This window comes from Terrabacter lapilli, assembly GCF_039531305.1.
Taxonomy (GTDB): domain Bacteria; phylum Actinomycetota; class Actinomycetes; order Actinomycetales; family Dermatophilaceae; genus Terrabacter; species Terrabacter lapilli.
Genome location: NZ_BAAAPU010000012.1, coordinates 59278 through 81112, shown reverse-complemented (window position 1 = coordinate 81112; position 21835 = coordinate 59278). Strand labels below are relative to the sequence as shown.

Here is a 21835-nt window from a genome sequence, read left to right as displayed (position 1 = left end):
TCCACCGAGGGCGCGGCAGCCAGGTCGGGCTCGATCGAGGTCAGGTCTCGAGGGTGGCGCCGGTGATCCGGTGCACCGAGAAGGACTTCTCGTGCCCGGCCTCGTCGGTGGCCCGGACCCGGCCGCCCTCCACGCGCTGCGGGTGGATGAGGTGCCGGCTCGTCGAGCCGTGCCCGTCGGAGTAGCCGATCCACACCCCGTGCCGCTCGGCGACCGCGTCGCGCAGCAGCGACAGCGTCACGACCGGGTCCATGGCCTGGATGCGCGGGCCGGGCCGACCCTCGTCCTCGGCGCGCCGCTGGTCGGCCGTCGCCTCCGCCGCGCGCAGCCCGTCGACGAGCGACTGGGTGTAGTCCCGGTCGACGGGGGCGACCATGGGCCCGGGTCCGCGGCGCCGTGACCCGGCCCGGCGGCGCGGCGTCTCGGCATGGACGACGGTGCCGTCCTGGCTCTCGTGGACCGGGGCGAAGCCGTTGTCGCGCAGCAGCTCCACGAGCACGCGCGGGTCGGCGGACGACACGAGGACGGTGGAGGCGAGGCGCCGCAGCCGCAGCGGGGCGAGGTCGCGGGAGGCGAGCATCGTGTCGAGCACCGACTCGTCGTCGGAGCGGATGTATGCCGCCGCGCCGCCGATGCGGGTCTGCCCGTGCTTGCGTGCCACGTCGGACACGAGGTACTCGAGCGGCTGGGGGAGCGGGGTGCGGCTGGACCGTCGCACGGTGTCGACGAAGTCGGCAGCGGTCCACCCCGCGTCGAGCGCCCGGCGGACCGACTCGGGGGTGAAGCGGTAGACGGTGGCCCCGCCGCGGGACTCGACGTCGGCCGCGAGCCGCATGAACGACCCGAGGCCGCCGACGAGGGGCCCGGGCGCCACGGCCGTGAGGTCGGCCTGCACGAGGATGTGGTCGACCGGCGAGGGCAGGTGGGCCGACATCGCCGCAGCCACGTCGTCGAGCGAGCCGGGGGAGGCCACGAGCGCGCGCCCGGCGTCCGACAGCGCGCCGCGACCGGTCACGCCGAGCCATTCGCACTCACGCAGCACGGCCTCGACCGCCTCGTCCAGGACGGCAGCGGACCGGTTCGGCCGGCGCCAGGCGAGGCGCTCGCGCAGCGATGCGTGGTCCGCGGCCGAGCCCGGTTCCAGCGACGACAGCTCGCGCAGGACCTCGCGCCGGATCGCGCGGATGGCCGGCCACTGCACGTCCGGCCCGAGGGCGTTGGCCGGGCCCGTCCCGGTGCTGCGGCGCCCCACCAGGTGCGGGGCGCGCGTGGAGGCGAGCCACGCGGTGGCCAGGGCCGCCCACCGGTGGCCACCCTCGCTCGAGCTCCACTCGTCGAGCTCGGACGTGGGAGCCCACACCGGCTCCACCTCGCCGTCGTCGGCGACGAGCCCGGCGGCATACGCGAGCTCGACGACGAAGGCGGTGTGCTCGGGGTCGAGGTCGAGCGACTGCTGCGTGACGCGCAGGTCGCGCACCGACAGGCCTCCGGCGCGCAGGACGCGCGGCGGGGCGGCGCCCCAAGCGGCAGCGAGCTCGTCGACGTGCGTGAGCGACTCGCTCGCCGCCCCACCCGCCGCGGCGTCGACGAGGGAGACGTGGCGCGCGGTGATCTCCGGCGGCGTCAGGGCGAGCGACCGGTGCAGCCGGCCCTCGCGCAGCACGAGCCCGACCTCGCGAGGCAGCGCGACACGGTCGACCGACACGGGCACGAGCAGGTGGTGCTCGAGGAGCCAGCGGGCGGTCGTGTGGCCGGGCCCGCTGGTCGGGAGCACCCCGAACGCGGGTCCCCACGTCATGCGCTGCAGCATCGCGCGGGCCTCGTCGGGCGCCTCGTCGAGAGTGGCCCTGATGTGGTCGGCGTCTGCCTGCTCGGGCGGTGACGAGGGGCGCAGCTCGCGCATGGGCGCCCCGAGGCCGGCGACCGAGCTGCCGAGCACCTCCGGGACGGTGCGCACCACGTGGTCGCCGTCGGCGCCGCGCCACAGCAGCGCCGAGCGCCAGAGGTCCTGCAGGATCGTCTCGACCGTCACGGCGTCCTTCGTGCCGAGGAGGTCCAGCAGGGCGCCACGTCTGGCGGCGTCGCCCGCCACGACGACCGCCTCGAGCACCTGCAGGTGACCCCGGTCGAGGGCCTCGACCGCCCGCTGGACGCTGGCCCGTGTGCCGGCCCGGGCAGCGAGGCTCGTCAGGTCGGCCGGCGCCGGACGGGCGAGGTCGGGACGCGCGAGCACGAGGTCGATGAGCTCTGCGTCGCTGCGGCCGCGGATGTCGTCGGCGAGGCTCCGGCTCGAGTTGGCCATCCTCCCAACCTACTTCCCCGCAGTTCGCAGCCCGTGCTGCGACAGCGCCGTGCCCGAATGCCGTCGCCCCGCGCCGGCCCCGCCGCGCCGCCCGATAGCGTTGCCCCCATGAGCGCGCTCTCTCCCGCCGCACCGGCCGACCCTGCCAGGGCGCAGCCGACCGGGGAACAGTGGACCATCGGCCACGGCGCGTTCGAGGCCACCGTCGTCGAGGTGGGCGGTGGGCTGCGCACGCTGACCCGCGACGGCGTCGACCTCGTCGCGGGGTATGCCGCCGACGAGCCCTGCGCGTCGGGCCGCGGACAGCAGCTGATGCCGTGGCCCAACCGGCTCCGCGACGGCCGCTACACCTTCGGCGGCACGGAGCACCAGCTGCCGATCACCGAGGTGCCCCGTGGCAACGCGAGCCACGGCCTCGTGCGCTGGGCGCTGTGGGAGCTCGTCGAGCTCGAGGACGACCGGGTCACGGTGGGCTACCGGCTGCACCCGCAGCCCGGCTGGGACCACTTCCTCGACCTGCGCACCACCTACCTGCTCGACGACTCGGGGCTCGTCGTCACGGCCGCCGCGCTCAACGTCGGCCCGTCGGCCGCGCCCTTCGGCTACGGCGCGCACCCCTACCTCGCGATCGGTGACACGCTCCTGCCCGACGTCGAGCTGCAGGTCCCGGCCGCCACCTGGGTCGAGGTCGACGACCGCCTCCTGCCTGCCGCCACGCACCCGGTCGACGGGAAGCCGTGCGACTTCCGCGAGGCCCACCGGGTGGGCCCGGCGACGCTCGACACCGCCTACACCGACGTCCTGCGCGACGAGGACGGCATGTGGCGGTGCACCGTCTCGGCCGGCGACCGGGCGACGACCCTGTGGGCCGACGCCGCCTTCCCCTGGCTGCAGGTGTTCACCGCCATCGCCGAGGACCGCAAGGGCGAGGTCGGCATCGCCGTCGAGCCGATGAGCTGCCCGGCCGATGCGTTCAACTCCGGCCGGGACCTCGTCGTCCTCGGGCCGGGTGAGGAGTGGACGGGCACCTGGGGCATCAGCCCTGCGTGAGCCGGCCCCACGGCATACGCCCTCGGTGGCGGCCTGCGCCGCGCGGGAATTCGCGTTGCGTGATGCAGCTAGTCTGGACAGGAGCGCAAGGAGCGCCATCGTGTCGCGCCGTCGGACGGCCGACCGGGATCTGAACGAGGTGGACAGTGCCGACTGGCAAGGTCAGGTTCTACGACGCGGACAAGGGCTTCGGATTCATCTCCGAGGACTCCGGCGCGGACGTCTTCCTGCACGCGAACGCCCTCCCCGCGGGCGTCACGTCCCTGAAGAAGGGCGTGCGGGTCGAGTTCGGCATCGTCGAGGGCCGCAAGGGAGCCCAGGCGCTGTCGGTCAAGGTGCTCGACCCCATCCAGTCGGTGGCCGCCAACAAGTCGGCGCGTGAGCGCAAGACCCCCGAGGAGCTCGTCGTCATCATCGAGGACGTCGTGCAGCTGCTCGACGGGGTCGGCAACGGCTACCGCGGCGGGCGCCGCCCCGACCGCAAGCTCGCCTCCAACGTCGCCCGTGCCCTGCGCGGGCTCGCCGACGAGCTGGAGAAGTGAGCGCATGACCGTCACCGCCCCCAAGTCCGACGCCGTGCTGCTGGCCGCCTCGGACCTCGCCCGCAGCGTCCTCGGGGAGATCGCCGAGCCCGGCACCGTCGGCGCCCACCTCGGCATGGACCTGCTCGACGAGCGCCTCGGCATGCACTGGTTCGAGTGCACGTCGCCGGGCTACCGCGGCTGGCGGTGGGGCGTCAGCGTGGCCCGCGTGCCGCGCGCCAAGGTCGCCACAGTCTGCGAGACGAACCTGCTGCCCGGCCCCGACGCGGTCCTCGCCCCCGAGTGGCTGCCGTATGCCGACCGGCTGGCTCCCGGCGACCTCGGCGCCGGTGACGTGCTGCCCTACCGGCCCGACGACCCCAACCTCGAGGCCGGCTTCGAGGCGACGGGGGAGGAGGACGTCGACCAGATGGCCTTCTTCGAGCTCGGCCTCGGCCGCCCGCGCGTCCTGTCCGCCGAGGGCCGCGAGGCCGCGGCCACCCGGTGGTACGACGGTGACGGCGGCCCGAGCTCCGAGGTCGCGCTCAAGGCGACGGCGCGGTGCACGACGTGCGGCTACTTCCTGCCGATGGCGGGGGCGCTGCGGGTCACCTTCGGGGTCTGCGCCAACGAGTGGAGCCCTTCGGACGGCCGGGTCGTCTCGCTCGACCACGGCTGCGGCGCGCACTCCGAGACCGACATGGAGCACCCCGAGCCGACCCCGGTGGGGGAGCCGATCGTCGACGAGTTCGCGGTCGACGTCGAGCCGTCCGAGCACGCCGACGAGGTGGAGCCGCCGGCCGAGCAGCCCGTCGCGAAGGAGGGCGAGCAGCCGGCCGACGGCGAGCACACAGCGGGTGAGGGTGAGCCGACGCCCGGGACCGATGCCCCGGTGGAGGAGCAGCACGGCTCGGACGACCCGGTCACCGACTGACGCGGGGGCCGTCCGCGTCGGTGGGAGAGCCGGCAGCCGCTCAGGCGGCGCCGCGAGCGTTGCCGCGCCCCCGGCGTACGTAGGCCCAGCCCAGCACCCCGAGCAGGAACCCGGCCACGCACGTCCACGGCCACCACGAGCGGTCACCCTCGTGCAGCGCGGGCACCACGAGCGTGACGACGAGCGCGACGACCCAGGCGACCAGCCCGGCCTCGATGATCCGCAGCATCGGCACGTGCAGCGGCTCGACCTCCTCGGTGCGGACGTCCTCGGGGCGGGGCTGCCCAGCCGCCGGCCTGGACGGCGTGGAGGGCGCGGAGTCCGCGGCGGGGGTGGTCTCGTCGGTCACGCAGACAGCCTAGGGTCTGGTTTCCTGCCCTTGACATGCCGCCACTAGGGTGTGCCGCATGTCGACGCAAACGCGCACCAACACCCCGACGCCGACACGGTCGGGGCTCGACGGCTTCTTCAAGATCACCGAGCGCGGGTCGACCGTCGCGCGCGAGGTCCGCGGTGGCGTCGTCACGTTCTTCACGATGGTCTACATCGTCGTGCTCAACCCGATCATCCTCTCCGGCGTCATCGACGGGTCGGGGACCATGATCGGCGGCACCACCGACCTCAAGCAGAGCAAGCTGCTCGTCGCCGTCGGCACGGCTGTCGTCGCCGGCGTCATGTCGATCCTCATGGGGCTGGTGGCCAACTTCCCGATCGCGCTCGCCGCCGGCCTCGGCATCAACGGGCTGATCACCGGGATGGTGCTCACGCACTCGAGCGAGAAGATCACCTTCGCCGACCTCATGGGCCTGGTGGTCATCGAGGGCATCATCATCCTCGTCCTCGTGCTGACCGGCTTCCGCAAGGCCGTGTTCAAGGCCATCCCCGGCCCGCTGAAGGTCGCGATCTCGGTCGGCATCGGCCTGTTCATCGCCTACATCGGCGTCATCGACGCCGGCTTCGCGCGCCGTCCGTCGACCCCCGGCACCGTGCCGAGCGAGCTCGGCATCGGCGGCAGCCTCGACGGCTGGCCGACGCTCGTCTTCGTCGTCGGTGTCTTCCTCATCGCGATGCTGCTCATCCGCAAGGTCAAGGGCGCGATCCTCATCGGCATCGTGGCGGCCACTGCCCTCGCCATGGTGCTCGAGGCGATCTTCCACATCGGCCCGCGCGTCTTCGACAGCAAGGGCGCCCTGACCAACCCGTCCGCGTGGGCCCTGACGGTGCCCAGGCTGCCCGACAGCATCACCAACACCCCCGACCTCGGCATCCTCGGGCAGTTCAGCCTGCTGGGCTCGTTCGGCAAGATCGGGATCGTCACGTCGGTGATGTTCGTCTTCTCGCTGCTGCTGGCCGACTTCTTCGACACCATGGGCACCGTCGTGGCGATCGGCACGGAGGCCAAGCTCCTCGACGAGGACGGCAACCCGCCCCACACCGACCGCATCCTCGTCGTCGACTCGGTCGCGGCCATCGCCGGTGGCGTCGGCGGCGTCAGCAGCAACACCTCCTACATCGAGTCCGCCTCGGGCGTCGAGGAGGGGGCCCGGACCGGACTCGCGTCGGTCGTCACCGGCGTGCTCTTCCTGCTCGCGACGTTCCTCGCGCCGCTGTTCGCGGTCGTCCCCTCGGAGGCCGCGGCGCCCGCGCTGGTCATCGTCGGCTTCCTGATGATGACGCAGGTCAAGAACATCGAGTGGGACGACATGGACATCGCCCTGCCCGCGTTCCTGACGATCGTGCTGATGCCGTTCACGTACAACATCACCGTGGGCATCGGCGCCGGCTTCATCGCCTGGGTGCTCGTCAAGATGGTCCGCGGCAGGACCCGCGAGATCCACCCGCTGCTGTGGATCGTCGCAGCGTTCTTCGTCCTCTACTTCGTCAAGGCGCCGCTGCAGTCGTTGTTCTCCTGACCCACCGGACGCGTACGCGTCCACGCCCCTCCCGCTCGCACGCCGGGCTCCGAAGCGGGCTGGGTCGCCCACGAGAGAGCGCCGTCCCCGCACGCCGACCTGCTGGTCGGTCGTGCAGGGGCGGCGCTCCTGTCGTTCCCGGTGCCGGGCCCGGCCTCGCACCGGGCGGCCCCGGACACCCCGGGAATGCTTAGCAGAGGTAATGAGTTAGGGTAACTATCACCAGACAGCACTTCCGAGGACCTCACCACCGTGCGTACCAAGACTCCGACCACTCCGCTCTCGCGGGCTGAGCTCGTCTCCCTCTCCAACGACATCCGGCTCGCCTGCATGCGCATCTCCCGGCGCGTCCGTTTCGAGTCCGACCGTGAGCTGCCGCCGCACCTGTACTCCGTGCTCGTGCGCCTCGAGGAGACCCCGCGCACCAACAGCGAGCTGGCGGACATCGAGCGCGTCTCGGCCCCGAGCATGAAGCGCACCACGAGCGCCCTCGTCGAGCTCGGCTACGTCTCCCGCGCCGACGACCCGACCGACGGCCGGCAGGTGATCCTGTCGCTGACGCCCGAGGGCCAGAAGGTGCTGAGGCGCGTCCGGCGCCACCGCGACGAGTGGATGCTCTCCCGGTTCGAGCACCTGACCGACGAGGAGCGCGAGCTCCTGCAGCGAGCGGCCGCCGTGCTCGCGAAGGTGGCGAGCAAGTGAGCCCCACCTTCCACTCGCTCTCCATCCCCAACTACCGGATCTACGCCTCGGGCGCCATCGTCTCCAACGTCGGCACGTGGATGGGCCGCGTGGCGCAGGACTGGCTGGTCCTCACGGTCCTGACCGACCACTCCTCCTCGGCCCTCGGCATCGTCACCGGACTGCAGTTCCTGCCCTTCCTGCTCCTGGCGCCCTTCGCCGGCATGCTCGTCGACCGCTTCCCCAAGCGGCGCCTGCTCTTCCTCACCCAGAGTGCGTTGCTGCTGACCGCACTGGCGCTCGCCATGCTCACCGCGACCGGCGTGGTCCAGCTCTGGCACGTCTATGCGCTGGCCTTCCTGCAGGGCGTCGCGACGGCCGTCGACAACCCGGCGCGGCAGACCTTCGTCTCCGAGATGGTCGACACCGAGCACCTGCCCAACGCGGTGGCCCTCAACAGCGCCTCCTTCAACCTCGGCCGCCTCATCGGCCCGGCCGTCGCCGGCCTGGTCATCGCCTGGTTCGGCCTGGCCCCGGCGCTCTTCGCCAACGCCGCCACCTTCGTCTTCGTGCTCGTCGCGCTGCTGCGGATGAACGCGAGCCTGCTGACGCCCGCGCCCCGGGCTCGGGGCAAGGGCCAGATCCGCCAGGGGCTGCGCTACGTCAAGGGCCGTCCCGACATCATCCTCGTCATGATGCTCGTCTTCGTGCTGGGCACGTTCGGCATGAACTTCCAGCTCACGATGGCCCTGATGGCCACGAAGGTCTTCGACAAGGGCCCGGGTGAGTACGGCCTGCTCGGCTCGATCATGGCCGTCGGCTCGCTCACCGCCGCCCTGCTCTCGGCCCGCCGGGCCAGGCCGCGGCTGCGCGTGCTCCTCGTCGCCCTGGCCGGCTTCACCGTGTCCACCGCCCTGCTGGCGACCGCTCCGAACTACGTCCTGTTCGCGCTGTTCCTCGTGCCGACCGGCCTGTCGGCGCTGACCGCGCTGACGACGGCCAACGCGATGGTCCAGGTCAGCGTCGACCCTGTCATGCGAGGCCGCGTCATGGCCCTCTACATGGCGATCTTCATGGGCGGCACCCCGGTCGGAGCCCCGGTGATCGGCTGGATCGGCGACGTGTGGGGACCTCGCTGGACGATCGCGATCGGCACGGTCGCGGTGGGCCTCAGCCTGGTGGCAGTGGCCGTCTGGTTCACACGTCGGCAGAATGTCGCGGTGACCATCCAGACCCAGCGGCGGCCGCGACTGCACATCCAGCTCGCATCGCCCGTTCCCACGTCTCCCGAGGTGACGAAGTGAGCTTCAAGTTCCGTCACCGCATCACCGTCGCAGCGCTGGTGCTGTTCCTGCTCATCGCGGTCGTGGCGGCGGTCGTCAACCGCTGAAGCCCGGCAGCCGCCGGCAGGACGCGGGCACAGCCCCTCGACGCACACGACGAAGCGGCCACCCGGATGCGGTGGCCGCTTCGCCGTCTGTCGGGAGCGCTGTGGTGCACCCCGTCAGGGGAGCAGGCCTCCCGCCGACGGGCACGTCACGACCTTGTCGACGAGGACGCAGACGACCTGGCCCTTGAGCGGGTCGAGCACGCGCACCAGGTCCTTCGGGTCGCCGGCCAGCAGCGGCAGGTGGGGGAGGGCGAGCAGCCGCACGATCTCGGCGGGGAGCGTCGGCGAGGGCAGGCCCGGCACGGGCACCGTCACGGAGGGCAGCGGCACCGCGGGCACCGGCGGCAGCGGGACCGGCAGGCCCGGCGCCCCCTTGCCCGGGGTCGGCGCCGGCTTGGGAGCGGGGTTCGGCTTGGGCGCCGGCTCTGCCGTGGAGGACGGCTTGCTGTGGGCGGGGGCGGGAGACGGCTTCGCCGAGGAGCGTGGTGTGGGGTCTGCGCTCGGCGAAGCCGTCGACTGGGGGGCCGGTCCGGCATACGCGAACCCGGAGCCGGCTGGAGTGGCCGTACCGGTCCCGGAGGCGGGACGGGCGGCGGGCAGCGCGCTCATCGGCACGACCGTGACGCCGCGTCGGTAGGCGTCGGCGATGGACAGGACGGTGCGCACGTAGCTGTCGGAGTGGTTGTAGCGCAGCACGGCCTGGTATGCCGCGCCCGGCCGGCGCAGGTCGGTGTCGCCCGAGCACAGCAGGACACCGGCACCCGTCACGGCGTCGGTCAGGCTCTGCGGGTTGGCGACCCCGTCGCCGTCGCCGTCGCGACCGGCCATCCGCCACGAGGTCGGGATGAACTGCATCGGGCCGACGGCACGGTCGAAGACGGAGTCGCGGTCGAGCGAGCCGCCGTCGGTGTCGGAGATGCGGGCGGTGCCGTTGGAGCCGTCGAGGGGGATGCCGATGATCCCGGGCCGGGCGATGCCGCTGGCGTCGAGGACGTTGCCGCCGAACTGGGCGTGGTTGCTCTCGACGCGCCCGATGGCTCCCAGGAGGGCCCAGTCGATGCCACAGCCGGGCTTGATGCCGTCGAGCACCCCGGCCGCCCGCTGGTAGGCGGCGAGGGCCGCCGCGGGTATGCCGTTCGCGTCCAGGCGCACGGGCGCGAGTGAGTCGATGGCGGTGACCGCTCCGCGTGCCTCGCTCGGCACGCCGACGCGGGCGTAGTCCCCGGTGAACGTCTGGTAGATCGGGGGCAGCTGCATCGGTGCGGGCGCCGGCCCGGCCTGCGGGTAGAGCGGGCTGCCCTCGGTGATGGCCTGGTCGGGCACCGTGATCGCGGGCGCCGAGGTCGGCGCGGTGTCGGTGCCCCGGGTGGCGGCGAACGTGATGCCGGCCGTGGCCAGGGCGATGACCGGAACGGCAGCAGCGACCCGTCGCGCGGTCGTGCCTGCGCGGACGATGCGGACCATGGGAACTCCTCGTGCGTCGGCCGCCCCCGTTGGCGGTCTGGACGGGTCAACGAGGCACGTACCCGGAAGGTCACGCCACCGGGCCGTCGGGTGCGCGAGGGCGGATGCGGGTGGGCGGGTGCGCGAGAGGGCCGGCACCCGGCATACGGGTGTCGGCCCTCTCGGGGCGCGCGGCGGTCGGTGACCGGGAGGTCAGCGAAGCTGGGAGACCACGTGGTCGATGGACTGGGTCAGCCGGGTCACGTCGTCCGGCTCGACGGCGGGGAACATGGCGATCCGTAGCTGGTTGCGGCCGAGCTTGCGGTAGGGCTCGACGTCGACGACCCCGTGCGCGCGGAGCGCCGCGGCGACGAGCGCTGCGTCGACGGACTCGTCGAAGTCGACGGTGCCGACGACCTGCGACCGGGCTGCGGGATCTGCGACGAAGGGGCTCGTCCAGTCCGTCTGCTCGGCCCAGGCGTAGAGCCTGCTCGAGGAGTCCTTCGTGCGGGAGACCGCCCAGTCGAGGCCACCGTGGCCGAGCATCCACTGCAGCTGGCTGTCCAGGAGGGCGAGCGTGCTGATCGACGGGGTGTTGTAGGTCTGGTTCTTCAGCGAGTTGTCGATCGCCGTGGGGAGGCTGAAGAAGTCGGGGACCCAGCGGCCGGACGCTGCGATCTCGTCGACGCGGTCGAGGGCGGCGGGGGAGAACGCGGCGAGCCAGAGGCCGCCGTCGGAGGCGAAGCACTTCTGGGGCGCGAAGTAGTAGACGTCGGCCTGCGTAATGTCCACCGGCAGCCCACCCGCGCCGGACGTGGCGTCGATGAGCACGAGCGCATCGACGTCGGCACCGGCGACGCGCTGCACGGGGGCCATGACGCCGGTCGAGGTCTCGTTGTGCGGCCACGCGTAGACGTCGACGCCGGCCTCGCCGTGCGGGCTGGCGAGCGTGCCGGGGTCGGCAGCGACGACGGTCGGGTCGCCGAGGAACGGGGCGGCCTTGGTGACGGCGGCGAACTTGCTCGAGAACTCGCCGAACGCGAGGTGCTGCGACCGCTCCCGCACGAGCCCGAAGGCGGCGATGTCCCAGAATGCCGTGGAGCCGCCGTTGCCGAGGACGATCTCGTAGCCCTCGGGGAGGGAGAAGAGGTCGCGCAGGCCCTGGCGCACCTCGCCGACCAGGTTGCGGACCGGCGCCTGGCGGTGGGACGTGCCGAGGACCGTGCGGCCGAGGGAGGCGAGGTGGTCCAGCTGCTCGGGGCGCACCTTCGAGGGCCCGGAGCCGAACCGTCCGTCGGCCGGGAGCAGCTCGGCCGGGATGGTGATGGGCTTGGTCACGGCGGGTGCGTCGGTCACGGCGCCCATTCTCGCCCAGCTGCCCACGTGGTGGACAACCCTGCTCGGTCCCTGGACTCCCGTGCGCGGCCGCGCAGGAGTGCGAAGTCCGGCCGGGCCGCACCGGTGGGCGCGGCCCGACGGCCGGCGGTTCGTCAGTGGGAGATGGCGGGGGTCCAGCCCGCGACGTCCTCGGGCTTGCGCGGCCCCTCACCGATGTAGCGCGACGAGGGCCGGATGAGACGGCCGGTCTTCTTCTGCTCGAGGATGTGCGCCGACCAGCCGGCCGTGCGCGCGCAGGTGAACATCGGCGTGAACATCGACGCCGGCACCTCGGCGAAGTCGAGGATCACCGCAGCCCAGAACTCCACGTTGGTGGCCAGCACCCGGTCGGGGCGGCGTGCGTGCAGCTCGTCCAGGGCAGCCTTCTCGAGCGCGGCCGCCGCCTCGTAGCGCGGGGCCCCGAGGCGCTCGCAGGCCGAGCGCAGGACGCGGGCCCGGGGGTCCTCGGCGCGGTAGACGCGGTGGCCGAAGCCCATCAGCCGCTCGCCGCGGTCGAGGACGCCCTTGACGTATGCCGTCGCGTCGCCCTGCTGCTCGACGCCGTCGAGCATGTGGAGCACGCGCGACGGCGCCCCGCCGTGCAGCGGGCCGGACATGGCGCCCACGGCTCCGGACAGCGCGGCCGCCACGTCGGCGCCGGTGGAGGTGATGACGCGGGCGGTGAAGGTGGAGGCGTTCATCCCGTGCTCGGCGGCCGAGACCCAGTAGGCGTCGACGGCCTCCACGTGCTTGGGGTCGGGCTCGCCGCGCCAGCGGATCATGAACCGCTCGGTGATGGTCCGGGCCTTGTCGACCTCCTTCTGCGGCACCATCGGCTTGTCGAGACCGCGCGCGGACTGCCCGACGAACGACAGAGCCATGACGGCGGCACGGGCGAGGTTGTCGCGGACCTCGTCGGCATCGATGTCGAGCGTCGGCTTGAATCCCCAGACCGGCGCGAGCATGGCGAGGGCGGACTGGACGTCGACGCGTACGTCGCCGGTGTGCACGGGCAGCGGGTAGGGCTCGGCCGGCGGCAGGCCGGGGTCGAACTCGTTGTCGACGAGCAGGCCCCAGACGTGCGCGAAGTCGACGTGGCCGACGAGGTCGTTGATGTCGACGCCGCGATAGCGCAGCGCCCCACCCTCCTTGTCCGGTTCCGCGATCGTCGACTCGAAGGCGATGACGCCTTCGAGGCCGGGCTTGAAGTCGGGGTCGGGCGTGTTGTCGGCCATCTCGATCCTCGCTGTGCAGGCGGTACCACCGCGGTGTGGAGACCCAGCAGCAGCCGAGGCTCACGTGTCGGTCCCGGCTGCCAGACTCACCGTATGCCGTCAGCCGCCGACCAGACCCCCTTTGCGGACCCGCTTTTCGACACCCGAGACCAACATCACGACGGGGTGCGCTTCGAGGGCACCGACTTCACCGGCGCGCACGCCGAGGGGCACTCGTTCCTCGAGTGCTCGCTGATCGGGGCCACCCTCGACGGGGCGCACCTCGAGGGGTCGCGCTGGTCCGAGTGCGAGTGGGATCGCGTGGACGGGGTCGGCCTGACGTTCTCCGAGGCCAGCCTCGCCGACACGACGGTCGAGGGCTGTCGCCTGGCGGCGGTCTCGGCGTGGGGCTCGACGTGGCGTGACGTCACGGTCCGCGGTGGCAAGGTCGACTTCCTCAACCTGCGCGGGGCCCGCCTCAAGGACGTCGCGTTCGTCGACTGCGTCGTCGTCGAGCTCGACCTGCAGGAGGCGACCGTCGACGGGCTGACCTTCGAGGGCTGCACGCTCGCGGCGCCGACCTTCGGTCGGGGGACGTATGCCGGCCTCGACCTCTCCGGGGCCACACTCCGCTCGCCGGTGGGGCTGGCCGGGCTCAGGGGAGCGACGCTGAGCCGCTTGCAGGTCATCGACCTCGCCGACGCCCTCGCCGCCGAGCTGGGCATCCGAGTGGCGGACTGAGCGTCCGGCGCCCGCCGCCCGGGGCAGCGAGGCGGCGGGTGGCCCGGGTGGCGCGTCAGCGTTTCGTGGGCGGAACAGTGTCGTAGGGCACCGGCGCGACCGGGCTCAGTTGATCTGGTTGGGCTTCCCCCGCCGCAGGGCCGTGGCCGCGGCGTCCCGTGCGCGGTCGGTGGCGCTGAGCTTGTCCTGCGGCCGGATGCGCCTCGTCAGGTCCGCGCCCGCCGCGAGCGTGTCGAGCGGCATGTCGGTCTCGGGGTGCACGGCGACCGGCTGGTCACCGTCGAAGACGAGCCAGTGCGCGGAGTCGCCCTTGTAGACCTTGAGGATGCTGCCGTCGGTCAGGGACGTCGCGTGCTCCATCGCGAGGCGCCTGGCGCGCTCGCTCGAGATGGCCTTGTTGACGGCCTCCTTGGCCGGGGCGCGCAGCGCCTGGGTGGCCACCCAGATCTGGGGGCCGTACTTGATACCGAGCTTGACGGTCTGGGTCACGAGCTTGCCCTTGCCTGCCATGCCCCAACCCTAGTCTGACCTCATGGACACCCCCGCCTCGTCGCCGCCCTCGAACGCTCCCGAAGGACTCGCGGCCGTGCGCCGCGTCGACTACACCGGTGACGGGCTCGTCGAGTCCGACCTCGCCGCCTCGCCCTACCTGCAGGCCCGCGCCTGGGTCGACGACGCGGTGGCCGCGTCGCACGAACGGGAGGACGTGCCCGAGCCAACGGCGATCTCCGTCGCCACGGTCGACCCCACCGGCACCCCGGACGTGCGCACCGTCCTCATGCGCTTCTTCGACGAGCGCGGGCCGGGCTTCGTCACCAACCTCGACTCCGCCAAGAGCCGGCACCTGCAAGCCAACCCGCGCATCGCGGCCGCCCTGACCTGGCCCTCGCTCTACCGGGCGGTCCGCTTCCGGGGGACCGCCGAGCTGATCGCGCGTGAGGAGGTCGAGGCGTACTTCGACTCGCGCCCCTACGGCTCGCGCCTGTCGGCGTGGGCGTCCGACCAGTCGAGCCCTGCCGCCGACCGCGGCGAGCTCGAGCGGAGGTGGCAGGAGGTCCTCGAGCGCTTCCCCGACACCGGGAGCGATCACGACGTGCCGGTGCCGGACTTCTGGGGTGGCTGGCGGGTGGTGTGCGACGAGGTCGAGTTCTGGGCCGGTCGCCGCAACCGCCTGCACGACCGCATCCTCTTCCGCCGCACGGGTGACGGCGACCTCGCCGACCCCGGCTCGTGGGAGCGGCTGCGGCTGCAGCCCTGAGCGGCGCCCCCCGACGACGCCGCCTCCAGCCCCCCCGCGGACGCGGACGCGGCCGGGTCCCGGGACAGGAACAGGGCAGCCCGACGAGGTCGGACTGCCCTGCTTCATCCATGGGTGTGGATGGGGCGCGACTATCGCGTGGCCACCTCACACGCTCCGGAAGAAATCACTTCTCGGATCACCTCCCTTCGGGTTCGACCCTTCGACCGTACGTCGCACCCACGCCAGGCGGCAAGACCATTTACGCGGAATGTCGTCCGGCCTCGGCGGGGGCCTCGTTCGGGGTCCCGGCCGGTAGCTCGGTGGTCACCGTCCGGGTGCCGGGGAGAGGGATGACGGTTCCTCCCGACCCGCCCGCTGCGGGCGCTCCTCCGGCGAGCAGCACGAGCAGCACGGGCAGCTCGAGGTAGGTCGTGCAGCTCGCCAGGGCGGCATACAGCGCCTTGCCCTGGTCGAAGTCGACGCCGAAGAGGACGGCGAAGACGGCTGCTGCGACGAAGCCCGCGGCCCACAGCCGCGGTCCGGTCGCCCACGGCACGCGCGCCTCGAACGCGGCCGAGGCGTCGGGCGCGACGCGGGGCAGCAGGGCCACCCAGACGACGTAGTGCATGGTCTGGGCGAAGGCGAAGACCACGAGCACCCGGACGGCGAGCGCACCGGCTGCGCCGGGCGGGGTGACCGAGGCGAGGAAGGACTCCCCGTCACCGACGACGCTGCTCACCATGCCGGGGTGGGCGCTCAGCGCCCACGGAACCAGGCCGGCGAGGAGGGCGACCGGCACGACGACCGCCCACAGCACCTGCACGGCCCGGAACGCGCGCCGGCCGCGCGGCGAGGCGATGCGCCTCGACCAGTCCCACAGGAAGAACAGCGGCACGACGTTGTGCAGGTGCGTCAGTGCGAGGAAGTGGTATGCCGGGAAGGCCAACGACACGACAGCCGCGAGCGCCAGCAGGACCCACGCGGTCACCCGGCGGCGGCCGTCGAGACCGTGCTGTGCAGCGGCGGCGAGGATGGCGTAGCCGAGCACGATCTCCGCGAGCCGCGCCGGCCCGGGCGCCATCCCGGAGACGAGGCGGCTGACGGCCACCGCCGCGACGAGGGCCGCGAGCAGGTAGAGGAAGGGCGGCGTCAGCAGGGAGGAGAAGCGGCCCACGACGTAGCGGATCTCGAGGAGGTTGTGCAGGACCCCGAAGAGGATCAGCCCCACGACCGCGGTCGCCATCGGCGCCACCGTCGAGACCAGCAGGGACGCGGCGACGGCGGCGAGCATCAGCAGCGTCACGGTGCGGGACCGCAGCACCGGGCTCGCCTCGCTCGTCACCTCGCCTCCAGCCACCCGCCCATGCTTTCGTCGGCCCACCGGGGCGGCCACCCGAGTAACCCGATCGTTAGGGTCCTGTGGCGTGACCGAGACTCGGGGGGAGAGCCCGCGCGGGCGGGACGCCGGCCTGCGCGCGATCGCGCTGTCGGCATACGGCCCGACGCTGCTCGGCTCGATGGGTGCGGGCGCCGTCACCCCGATCGTCGCGGTCTCGGCGCGCGAGCTCGGCGCCTCCGTCGGGGTGGCCGCCCTCCTCGTCGCCATGATGGGCGTGGGCCAGCTCCTCGGGGACCTGCCCTCGGGAGCGCTCGCCGCGCGCATCGGGGAGCGGCGCGCCCTTCTCATCGCGGCCGTGGTCGAGGCGGCCGGCATGCTGATCGCGGCCCTCGCCGGCGGCCTCGTCATGCTCTTCGCCGGCGTGCTCGTGGTGGGACTGGCCGGTTCCCTCTTCGGGCTGGCCCGGCAGGCCTACCTCACCGAGGCCGTTCCCGTCGCGATGCGGGCCCGCGCCCTGTCGACGCTGGGCGGCGTCAACCGCATCGGCTCCTTCGTCGGCCCGTTCATCGGCTCGCTCGTCATCGTGCGCTGGGGCACCGACTCGGCGTATGCCGTCGGCGGTGTCGCCAGCCTGGCGGCGTTCGTCCTCGTCCTCCTCGCACCCGACATCACGGCCGAGGCGCACCGGGTCGTCGGCCGGGGAGCCCCCCGTAGCGTGGCCTCCGTGCTGCTGCAGCACCGGCACGTGCTCCTCACCCTCGGCACCGGCGCGATGTGCGTCGCCGGCGCGCGGGCGATCCGCGAGGCACTGATCCCGCTCTGGGCCGAGTCGGTCGGCTTCTCGCCGGCGCAGACCTCACTCGTCTTCGGCGTCGCCGGGGCCATCGACATGGCGCTCTTCTACCCCTCGGGCTGGCTCATGGACCGCTACGGCAGGGTCGCGGCTGCGGTCCCGAGCATGGTCGTGCTCGGGCTCGGCATGGCGCTGCTGCCGCTCGCCACCAGCCTGGTCGCGGTGACGGCGGCGGCGACGGTGCTCGGGGTGGGCAACGGGCTCGGTGCCGGGCTGATCATGACGCTCGGTGCCGACGCGTCGCCGGCCGAGGGCCGGGCCCAGTTCCTCGGTGGCTGGCGGCTCTGTGCCGACCTGGGAAGGGCGGCGGGTCCGCTGGCGTTGTCCGGGCTGAGCGCCGTCATGTCCCTCGGCGCCTCCGCAGTCGTCCTCGGTGCGGGCGCCCTGGTCGGGGCGGGCTGGCTGCGCGTCTGGGTGCCACGCCACGACCCCACCCGAGCACCAGCGACGGGCGGCCGGTGACGCGGGCGCTGACGCGGGCGCTGACGACGACGCGACTCTGAGAGGGTATGACCGTGACAGACCTGATCGACACCACCGAGATGTACCTCCGCACGATCTTCGAGCTGGAGGAGGAGGGCATCGTGCCCCTCCGCGCCCGCATCGCCGAGCGTCTCGGCCACTCGGGCCCCACGGTGTCGCAGACGGTGGCCCGGATGGAGCGCGACGGCCTCGTGGCCGTGTCGGGCGACCGCCATCTCGAGCTGTCCGACCGTGGCCGGCTGCTGGCCACCCGGGTCATGCGCAAGCACCGCCTCGCGGAGCGGCTGCTCGTCGACGTCATCGGCCTCGAGTGGGAGTACGCCCACGACGAGGCCTGCCGCTGGGAGCACGTCATGTCGGAGAAGGTCGAGCGCAAGATCCTCGGCCTGATCGGCGACGGCCTCGAGTCCCCCTACGGCAACCCCATCCCGGGGCTGGCCGAGCTCGGCGTGCAGCAGGGGGAGGACTTCCTCGCCGGCCTGCGGACCCTGGCGGCCGTCGTCGGTGACGCCCCGTCCGTGGTGACCATCCGCCGCATCGGCGAGCCCGTCCAGGTCGACCCCGAGGCGCTCGCGCTGCTGACCAGTGCCGGCGTCGTGCCCGGGGCCCGGGTCGAGGTGGTCCGCGAGGGCGGCAGGGTGCTCGCGGTCCGTGAGGGAGGCGAGCCCTCCGACGGCGTCTCGCTGCCCGACGACGTGGCGGTCCACGTCTTCTGCCAGGCCGCCTGAGGCCTTCTTTACGCGTCCGCGGACAAGCCTTTGACGTGCCGCAACCCGGACGTGACAAGAATGGGGGAGTTGGGTACGGTTGGCCCCACTTGCTCTCCCCGTCGAGCAGGTGCCACGGGTCGGACCGCCTAGTCCTGCCATCGACCCGGGGCTCGGCACGAACCGCATGGCAGGAGCGGGGGAACCACGTTCTCCGGGCGTCGTGAGACGTCCTCGGGGTGAAGCCTTCCGTGGACCGAACTCGGTCCGAGCGAAGGCCGGGCAGCTACCTCCAGCCCGAACCCGACAGCTCACCTCGCCGGCGTCGAGAGGTCTAACAGTGGCTCAGAACGTTCCCGGGCGCCACCGCGCCCCCGGTCGATTCAGCGCGATCTCAGAGCTGAAGACGATCGCCAAGGAGTCTGCTCAGCCCGCCGTCAAGGGCGCAGCCATCGTGGCTGCCTCGGGTGGTCTCGTGGCCTCGTTCGCCGGCACGGCGAACGCCGCCGACGGCTCGAGCAGCGTCGTCGCGGCTCCGGCCGCCGTCGGGCCCGCAGCCGGCACGCTGACGGCAGGCAACGCGCTGTCGGCCATCGGCTACGCCAACCCCGCACTGAAGCAGGCCACGTCCCAGCCGGTCGTCATCGAGGACATCGCGGTCAAGGCCCGACGCGCCCAGCAGAAGGCTGCCGAGGAGGCTGCGGCCAAGGCTGCCGCCGACCGCCAGGCCGCCGCTGAGCGCGCCTCGCGCTCGACGCAGCGCGCCGCCCTCAACCCGGTGCCCGCCCCGGCTCCCAGCGCCTCGGGCATCGTGGGCATCGCCCAGTCGCTCTTCGGCATCCCCTACGTCTACGGCGGCACCACCCCGTCCGGCTTCGACTGCTCGGGCTTCACGTCCTACGTCTACCGGCAGGCCGGCATCTCGATCCCGCGCACGGCCTCCGCGCAGCAGGCGGCGGCGACTCCCGTCAGCAGCCCGAGCCCCGGCGACCTCGTGTTCTTCGGCTCGCCCGCCTACCACGTGGGCATCTACGTCAGCCCGGGCCGCATGATCGACGCCCAGCGCCCCGGCACCGTGACCGGCAACCACTCCATCTGGACGACGCCCTCCGGCTACGGCCGCTTCTGAGCGACCCCTCTCGCGCCACGCCCTGTGCCCCCACCGACTCCGGTGGGGGCACATCGCATTCCCCGGCGGGTGCGACGGTCCGTGGTTGACTGACGTGATGACGACAGTCCAGCCTGCCGCCGAGTCCACGACCCACATCGAGCTCCACCTCTGGAGCGACCTGGTCTGCCCCTACTCGTGGGTGGCCAAGCGCCGCGTCGAGGCGGCCATCGCCGCCTTCGAGCGCCCGCACGACGTGATGCTGCGCCTGCGCTCCTTCGAGCTCGACCCCGACGTCCCGGTGGGCGGTGCGGTGCCCGTCCGTGAGCACCTGTCCATGCGCTACGGCGGCGGCGACGCGGGCACCGGCCGGCTGATGAACGCCAAGGCCAGCGAGGAGGCGCAGGCCGACGACCTCGTCTTCGACTGGGACCGTGCCGTGCGGGCCAACACCTTCGACGCGCACCGCCTGTGCGCCCTCGCCGGCGAGATGGGCGGGCCGGCGCTGCGCTCCGCGGCGGTCGAGCGCTTCCACTGGGCGCACTTCGGCGAGGGCCTCGCGATCGACGACCACGAGGTGCTCCAGCGCCTGGCCGCCGAGTGCGGCATGGATGAGCGGCGGGTGGCCGCGGTGCTGGCCTCGGACGACTACTCCGAGCAGGTCCGTGCCGACGAGCGAGAGGCCGGATCGATGGGCGTCACCGCGACGCCCTTCCTCCTCGCCAACGGGTATGCCGCCCTGTCGGGGGTGCGTCCCGTCGACGACTACCTCGCCCTCCTCCGCGGCGTCGCGACCCAGTCGGTCTGACGCACCCGCGCCAAGGGACTCCGGCCGGGGCGCGGACTACGGGAGGGCGGCATACGCCCTCATGGTGTCGAGCAGCTCCGGCGGGCTGTCGTCGACCGGGACCACCTGGCTGAGGCGGGTGAGCTCGACGACCGCCCGGATGGGCGCCTCGCGCGGGATGACCATGCGCAGGTCCTGGCGGCGGTTGCGCAGCCGCTCCGAGAGCCGGAAGAGGGAGGCGATGGCGGCGCTGTCCAGGAAGGTCGTGCCGGCGAGGTCGAGGACGACGAGGGTCACCTGCTCCGGCACGGTGTGGCTGACGGAGTCGGTCACGGCCCTCGCGTTGGACAGGTCGAGCTCACCCGTGACCCGGACGACCTGGGTGGCGTCCACACGGCTGGTCTCGACGCGGGCGAGGTCACTCATCGGAGGCCTCATCCGATGCGGACACCGGCGGACGTTCCGGCGGTGCGGCAGCGAGCGGTGGGGCAGCCGGGCTCGGCGCCGGGTCGGGTGGCGCGTCGCGGGTGACGCGGCGGCACAGGTGCACGGTGGTGCCGGTTGCGGTGTGCTCGACCTCGACGTCGTCCATGAGCGCGTGCATCAGCTGCAGACCCCAGCCGCCCCCGCGCTCGGCCGCACGGCGCCACTCGCCGTCGTCGTGGACCCACAGCTGGAGGGACTCGTCGTCCAGCCGCGCCTCGACGAGGAGGTCGCCGGCGTCGGGGCTGCCGCTGTAGGCGTGCTGGACCACGTTGGCGCAGGCCTCTCCGCACGCCACGAGCGCCTCGTTGGTCTGCTCCTCGGGCACTCCGGCGTCCTGCAGCCACCGGCGCAGGGCGCTTCGGACGTGCACGAGGTTGCGCGCCTCGGCGGGCAGGCGCACCTCGAGCCGGCCCTCGACGGAGGGTGCGGCGCGCATGGCGAGGACGGCCACGTCGTCCGTGATCCTGGTGTCGTCGAGGAAGGTGTGGAGCAGCCGGTCACAGAGGCTCTCGAGCCCGTCCTCGGTGGGGACGGCGGCCGCCTCGCGGCCCAGCTGGTCGATCCCGTCGAGCAGGGACACGCCCCGACGCTCGACGAGCCCGTCGGTGTAGAGCAGGAGCGTGGCCCCGGGCGGCAGGTGCGTCTTGCCCTCGGCGAAGGAGCCGTTCGGCGTGACGCCCACCGGCGGGGTGAGGGCGCCGGAGAGCGGGGACCCGGCGCCGTCGTGGATGACGAGCGCAGGCGGGTGACCGGCGTTGGTCCACCGCAGCTCTCCGCTGGCCGGGTCGAAGACCAGGTAGACGAGCGTCACCATCTCCGGTCCGGGAAGCCGGGCGACGAGCTGGTGCACGCCGCGCATGACGGCGGCGGGCGTGGGGTCCTGCAGCGCGTAGGCGCGCAGGGCCACACGGACCTGCACCATGGTCGCGGCCGCCTGCAGGCCGTGACCGGCGACGTCGCCGACCGCGAGCCCGACGAGGCCGCCGGGCAGCTGCACGACGTCGTACCAGTCGCCGCCGACCTGCACGTCCGTCGTCGCGGCCACGTAGCGCGCGGCGAGCTCGATCCCGGGCACGTCGGGGAGCCGGTCGGGCAGCAGGCTGCGCTGCAGGGTCTCGGCGACGTCGTGCTCGTGCCGCGCCCGGGCCTCCTCGCGGATCAGCAGCTCCTGCGCCTGGGACCGCTCCTGGATCTCCTGCACGAGGCGGGCGTTGGCGGCCGACAGCTGCCGGGTGCGCTCCTCGACGCGCCGCTCGAGCTGTGCGG

Annotated in this window: 21 protein-coding genes and 1 riboswitch; of the genes, 12 read left to right on the top strand and 9 right to left on the bottom strand. The window is 73.0% G+C overall.

The features are described from left to right. Window positions 1–40: 40 nt before the first annotated feature. The gene (locus ABD241_RS20295; RefSeq protein WP_344067251.1) at window positions 41–2302 is read right to left on the bottom strand and encodes a helicase-associated domain-containing protein; all 2262 of its coding nucleotides are present in this window, start codon (window positions 2300–2302) and stop codon (window positions 41–43) included. A 108-nt stretch (window positions 2303–2410) separates the two neighbouring features. Here ABD241_RS20295 and ABD241_RS20290 point away from each other — a divergent pair, with 108 nt between their 5' ends. The 3 genes from ABD241_RS20290 to ABD241_RS20280 all read left to right on the top strand — a co-directional run bounded on the left by ABD241_RS20290 (window position 2411) and on the right by ABD241_RS20280 (window position 4807). Further along, a complete protein-coding gene (locus ABD241_RS20290) occupies window positions 2411–3352 on the top strand; it encodes an aldose 1-epimerase family protein (protein ID WP_344067248.1) in 942 nt (313 codons plus the stop codon). Between the two features lie 146 nt (window positions 3353–3498). After that, window positions 3499–3894, top strand: coding sequence for a cold shock domain-containing protein (locus ABD241_RS20285; RefSeq protein WP_142182667.1), 396 nt, complete (start codon window positions 3499–3501; stop codon window positions 3892–3894). Between the two features lie 4 nt (window positions 3895–3898). Next, the gene (locus ABD241_RS20280) at window positions 3899–4807 is read left to right on the top strand and encodes a DUF3027 domain-containing protein (RefSeq protein WP_344067239.1); all 909 of its coding nucleotides are present in this window, start codon (window positions 3899–3901) and stop codon (window positions 4805–4807) included. A 40-nt stretch (window positions 4808–4847) separates the two neighbouring features. Here ABD241_RS20280 and ABD241_RS20275 read toward each other — a convergent pair whose 3' ends face one another. Continuing rightward, a complete protein-coding gene (locus tag ABD241_RS20275) occupies window positions 4848–5156 on the bottom strand; it encodes a DUF2530 domain-containing protein (protein ID WP_344067236.1) in 309 nt (102 codons plus the stop codon). A 58-nt stretch (window positions 5157–5214) separates the two neighbouring features. Here ABD241_RS20275 and ABD241_RS20270 point away from each other — a divergent pair, with 58 nt between their 5' ends. The 3 genes from ABD241_RS20270 (at window position 5215) to ABD241_RS20260 (ending at window position 8705) form a co-directional block, all read left to right on the top strand. Next, window positions 5215–6720, top strand: coding sequence for an NCS2 family permease (locus ABD241_RS20270; protein ID WP_344067233.1), 1506 nt, complete (start codon window positions 5215–5217; stop codon window positions 6718–6720). Between the two features lie 252 nt (window positions 6721–6972). Beyond that, window positions 6973–7422, top strand: coding sequence for a MarR family winged helix-turn-helix transcriptional regulator (locus ABD241_RS20265; protein ID WP_344067230.1), 450 nt, complete (start codon window positions 6973–6975; stop codon window positions 7420–7422). Next, window positions 7419–8705, top strand: coding sequence for an MFS transporter (locus ABD241_RS20260; protein WP_344067227.1), 1287 nt, complete (start codon window positions 7419–7421; stop codon window positions 8703–8705). The genes ABD241_RS20265 and ABD241_RS20260 overlap by 4 nt, the downstream gene beginning before the upstream one ends. Window positions 8706–8905: 200 nt before the next feature. Here the strand turns inward: ABD241_RS20260 and ABD241_RS20255 are convergent, their stop codons facing one another. The 3 genes from ABD241_RS20255 to ABD241_RS20245 all read right to left on the bottom strand — a co-directional run bounded on the left by ABD241_RS20255 (window position 8906) and on the right by ABD241_RS20245 (window position 12846). Continuing rightward, the gene (locus ABD241_RS20255; protein ID WP_344067224.1) at window positions 8906–10255 is read right to left on the bottom strand and encodes a lytic transglycosylase domain-containing protein; all 1350 of its coding nucleotides are present in this window, start codon (window positions 10253–10255) and stop codon (window positions 8906–8908) included. Window positions 10256–10447: 192 nt separating this feature from the next. Then, window positions 10448–11590, bottom strand: coding sequence for a phosphoserine transaminase (gene serC / locus ABD241_RS20250; protein ID WP_425580853.1), 1143 nt, complete (start codon window positions 11588–11590; stop codon window positions 10448–10450). A 134-nt stretch (window positions 11591–11724) separates the two neighbouring features. Further along, window positions 11725–12846, bottom strand: a complete 1122-nt coding sequence (locus tag ABD241_RS20245; RefSeq protein WP_344067220.1) for a citrate synthase 2 — start codon at window positions 12844–12846, stop codon at window positions 11725–11727. A gap of 93 nt (window positions 12847–12939) precedes the next feature. Here ABD241_RS20245 and ABD241_RS20240 point away from each other — a divergent pair, with 93 nt between their 5' ends. Then, entirely contained in the window at window positions 12940–13566 is a 627-nt protein-coding gene (locus tag ABD241_RS20240; RefSeq protein ID WP_344067217.1) for a pentapeptide repeat-containing protein, read from the top strand. A 105-nt stretch (window positions 13567–13671) separates the two neighbouring features. Here the strand turns inward: ABD241_RS20240 and ABD241_RS20235 are convergent, their stop codons facing one another. Beyond that, window positions 13672–14076 carry a hypothetical protein gene (locus tag ABD241_RS20235; RefSeq protein WP_344067214.1) on the bottom strand — a complete coding sequence of 135 codons (405 nt, stop codon included), beginning with the start codon at window positions 14074–14076 and terminating at the stop codon, window positions 13672–13674. Between the two features lie 22 nt (window positions 14077–14098). On the opposite strand from ABD241_RS20235, the gene pdxH reads away from it, so the two are divergent. Then, window positions 14099–14824: a pyridoxamine 5'-phosphate oxidase gene (pdxH, locus tag ABD241_RS20230; protein WP_344067211.1), complete on the top strand. Its 726-nt coding sequence runs from the start codon at window positions 14099–14101 to the stop codon at window positions 14822–14824. A 241-nt stretch (window positions 14825–15065) separates the two neighbouring features. Here pdxH and ABD241_RS20225 read toward each other — a convergent pair whose 3' ends face one another. Next, entirely contained in the window at window positions 15066–16163 is a 1098-nt protein-coding gene (locus ABD241_RS20225; RefSeq protein ID WP_344067208.1) for a hypothetical protein, read from the bottom strand. A gap of 67 nt (window positions 16164–16230) precedes the next feature. Here ABD241_RS20225 and ABD241_RS20220 point away from each other — a divergent pair, with 67 nt between their 5' ends. The 4 genes from ABD241_RS20220 (at window position 16231) to ABD241_RS20205 (ending at window position 20104) form a co-directional block, all read left to right on the top strand. Further along, window positions 16231–17460 carry an MFS transporter gene (locus ABD241_RS20220; protein WP_344067204.1) on the top strand — a complete coding sequence of 410 codons (1230 nt, stop codon included), beginning with the start codon at window positions 16231–16233 and terminating at the stop codon, window positions 17458–17460. A 53-nt stretch (window positions 17461–17513) separates the two neighbouring features. Next, a complete protein-coding gene (locus ABD241_RS20215; protein ID WP_344067200.1) occupies window positions 17514–18209 on the top strand; it encodes an iron-dependent transcriptional repressor DtxR in 696 nt (231 codons plus the stop codon). A gap of 150 nt (window positions 18210–18359) precedes the next feature. Further along, a riboswitch (cyclic di-AMP (ydaO/yuaA leader) is annotated at window positions 18360–18525 on the top strand. A 3-nt stretch (window positions 18526–18528) separates the two neighbouring features. Continuing rightward, window positions 18529–19317 (top strand): C40 family peptidase, encoded by a 789-nt coding sequence (locus ABD241_RS20210; RefSeq protein ID WP_344067197.1) that lies wholly within the window; start codon window positions 18529–18531, stop codon window positions 19315–19317. A gap of 97 nt (window positions 19318–19414) precedes the next feature. Beyond that, on the top strand, window positions 19415–20104 hold the full coding sequence (locus tag ABD241_RS20205) for a DsbA family oxidoreductase (RefSeq protein WP_344067194.1): 690 nt from the start codon (window positions 19415–19417) through the stop codon (window positions 20102–20104). 36 nt (window positions 20105–20140) lie between these two features. Here the strand turns inward: ABD241_RS20205 and ABD241_RS20200 are convergent, their stop codons facing one another. Together ABD241_RS20200 and ABD241_RS20195 are read right to left on the bottom strand one after the other, a co-directional pair. Continuing rightward, window positions 20141–20509: an STAS domain-containing protein gene (locus tag ABD241_RS20200; protein ID WP_344067191.1), complete on the bottom strand. Its 369-nt coding sequence runs from the start codon at window positions 20507–20509 to the stop codon at window positions 20141–20143. After that, on the bottom strand, window positions 20502–21835 hold a 1334-nt coding region (locus ABD241_RS20195; protein ID WP_344067188.1), incomplete at its 5' end, for an ATP-binding SpoIIE family protein phosphatase. The genes ABD241_RS20195 and ABD241_RS20200, both read right to left, overlap by 8 nt.